The sequence below is a fragment of the Acetatifactor sp. genome (assembly GCF_982438285.1).
This window is the reverse complement of record NZ_CEWDFQ010000395.1, coordinates 1-2,548: the sequence shown is the minus strand read 5'-3', so window position 1 is coordinate 2,548 and position 2,548 is coordinate 1. Positions and strand designations below refer to the sequence as shown.

The 2,548-nt window shown below is 45.6% G+C and carries 3 protein-coding genes; 2 read left to right on the top strand and 1 reads right to left on the bottom strand.

The window, feature by feature from the left end; all coding sequences use genetic code 11:
* Positions 1 to 28: 28 nt before the first annotated feature.
* Together AC1WIP_RS14410 and AC1WIP_RS14405 are read left to right on the top strand one after the other, a co-directional pair.
* Positions 29 to 1,018: a TFIIB-type zinc ribbon-containing protein gene (locus AC1WIP_RS14410; protein ID WP_481142479.1), complete on the top strand. Its 990-nt coding sequence runs from the start codon at positions 29 to 31 to the stop codon at positions 1,016 to 1,018.
* Positions 1,019 to 1,085: 67 nt separating this feature from the next.
* A complete protein-coding gene (locus AC1WIP_RS14405; protein ID WP_481142478.1) occupies positions 1,086 to 1,946 on the top strand; it encodes a TPM domain-containing protein in 861 nt (286 codons plus the stop codon).
* A gap of 134 nt (positions 1,947 to 2,080) precedes the next feature.
* Here AC1WIP_RS14405 and rpsT read toward each other — a convergent pair whose 3' ends face one another.
* Positions 2,081 to 2,344: a 30S ribosomal protein S20 gene (gene rpsT, locus AC1WIP_RS14400; protein WP_481142477.1), complete on the bottom strand. Its 264-nt coding sequence runs from the start codon at positions 2,342 to 2,344 to the stop codon at positions 2,081 to 2,083.
* Between the last annotated feature and the right edge of the window lie 204 nt (positions 2,345 to 2,548).

Here is a 2,548-nt window from a genome sequence, read left to right as displayed (position 1 = left end):
ATAGATACATAAGAGAGGGGAGTGCGATATGGTTTTTAAATGTAAAAACTGCGGCGGCAATGTGATTTACAGTCCTGAAAGAAAGGGGATGTTTTGTCCATTCTGCGAGAGTGAAAACAGTGAGGAAAAGAAAGAGTTTCCGGATCAGGACATGAAGATTTGTCCAAACTGCGGCGGTGAAGTGCCCGTGCAGGAGCATACAAGCGCATCACAGTGTCCTTACTGTGACAATTATCTGATTTTTGATCAGCGCATTGAAGGGGAGTACGAACCAAAGATAATGATTCCCTTTCGTTTTGGAAAAGAAAAGTGTAAGGAATCTATCCGGGAGAAGTTTAAAAAATGTCTGTTTGCCCCCACAGATTTTCTTTCCGAAGTGCGTTTAAACGGCATGCAGGGTACTTATGTTCCTTTTTGGTTTTTTGATTACGACGTCAACTGTGATTACAGTGCAGAGGGCACCCGTGTGAGGAGCTGGACAACAGGAAATACGCAGTATACGGAAACTTCCTATTATAATATTTTCCGAAATATGGATGCGGATTTTGAAAATATTCCGGTAGATGCCTCCGTGGATATGCCGGATGATGTTATGGATTTGATGGAGCCCTATAATTACAGCGAGCTGACACCCTTTCAGCCCAAGTATCTTTCGGGTTTTTATGCGGAAAAATATAACATGACCGCAGATATCGCCCAGAACCGTGCGAAGCAGAAGATGAATGAGGATGTGGGACAGATGCTGTCGCAGAGCTATTCCGGTTACAGTCACGTGACAGTGCGGAAGAATAACATTCAGGTAAAGCGGGAGGAAAACCGATATGGACTGCTCCCTGTGTGGAAATACATATACCGGTATCAGGATAAGGATTATCCCTTCTATGTGAACGGGCAAAACGGCAAGATTGTAGGCACGGCCCCTATCTCAAAGAAAAAGGTGTGGAGCTACGCTGGAACCCTGTGGCTTTGTCTGACGCTGGTTCTTGGCATGATAAACGGCATTATTTATCTGGTGTAGCAAAGGAAGGCTTTTATCATTTTAAAATGTAGGAGGGAATGCCGTCTTGGGACGGCAGAAAAGAAAAATGGATAAAGATATTAAGAAAGAGGCGCTCAGACAATACATACATTATTTTCGTTTTTGGTTTATTGGGATTTTGGTGCTGGCAGTGGTGCTGGCGGGGCTGTTTATCGCCGGGCTGGTGATTCCAAAGGCTCCCAGAAAAAATCAAGAGGCGCCTCAGGAAAGGGTTTTTGACTATGCGGATGTGCTGACGGATGAGGAAGAGCAGCAGCTGAGAGAGCAGATTGCAAAGGCGGAGCGGAGGCATCAGATTGATATTGTGCTGGTGACCATAAAGGAGGATATGGAGCAAAACGGATACTGGGAAACCCAGATGATGAATATCGCCGATGACTTTTATGATGAGAATGCTTTTGGCTATGACAGAGTACACGGGGATGGCATTCTGCTTTTGGATAACTGGTACGAGGGACAGGAGGGAAGCTGGCTTTCCACCTGTGGCAGGGTGTATGAAAGCTTCAGCAGCCGGGATATCGACAGGGTGCTGGATGCGGTTTATAAGAAGGTGGAGAAAAGTCCCTATGAGGGATATAAGGCTTATGTGGATGAAACCTGCAGGCTGTATGGAAATAAAGTGGGAGTGAGCATTCCCTTAGGCGTGATTTTGGTGGTTCCGCTGGCTGCGGCGTTGATTTATGCACTGGTTCATTTAAGACAGGAGAAGGCGAAGGATACTACAACGGCCACATCCTTTGTGGAAGGAGGAAAGCCCCGGATGAACGACAGCAGAGACGAGTTCATTCGAAAGAATGTGGTGACCCGCAGAATCCAGACAAGCAGCTCCAGCGGCGGACGAAGCGGCGGAGGAGGACACCGAAGCAGCAGCGGCGTCAGACATGGCGGCGGCGGAAGACGCAGATAGTGCATAGCAGACAAAAGAAGGATATTAAAAGAATGAAAGAGCGGCAGAAGACATAAGCCCTGCTGCCGCTCCTGAGTACCTGAAAAAACGCCTATACCACGGTATAGGCGTTTGCAATCTCAATATGTTAAAAATTAAGCCATCTGATTTACAGCCTTGCTGATGCTGGAAACTTTTCTCGCTGCATTGTTCTTGTGGTAAACACCCTTGCTGGCAGCCATTTCGATTACCTTGGTAGCAGCAGCAAGCTCTGCCTTTGCAGCTTCCTTGTCACCGGATGCAACTACTGCATGCACCTTCTTGATCGCTGTCTTGACGCGGGATCTGATGGCTTTATTTCTCTCAGCGTTTGTGCGGTTTACTAAAATTCTCTTCTTTGCGGATTTAATGTTAGCCAAGTCATACACCTCCATTTGTATAGATTATATAATTTGTTTGAAAATGTTTCACTTTAGCCAGACACGGAGGACTAATGTAAACATACTATTGTAGTGTAGTCAATTCTTGAGGGTTTGTCAATACATATTTTCCTGATTTTTGTAAAAAATATGAAAAAAAGCGAAAGGATAGGCTTATGGGGAATTTTCAGGTCAGGACAGACC

Excerpts from the sequence above, each read along its gene's own strand:
- AC1WIP_RS14410 (WP_481142479.1), top strand. The coding sequence starts at position 29 with ATGGTTTTTAAATGTAAAAACTGCGGCGGCAATGTGATTTACAGTCCT.
- AC1WIP_RS14405 (WP_481142478.1), top strand. The coding sequence starts at position 1,086 with ATGGATAAAGATATTAAGAAAGAGGCGCTCAGACAATACATACATTAT.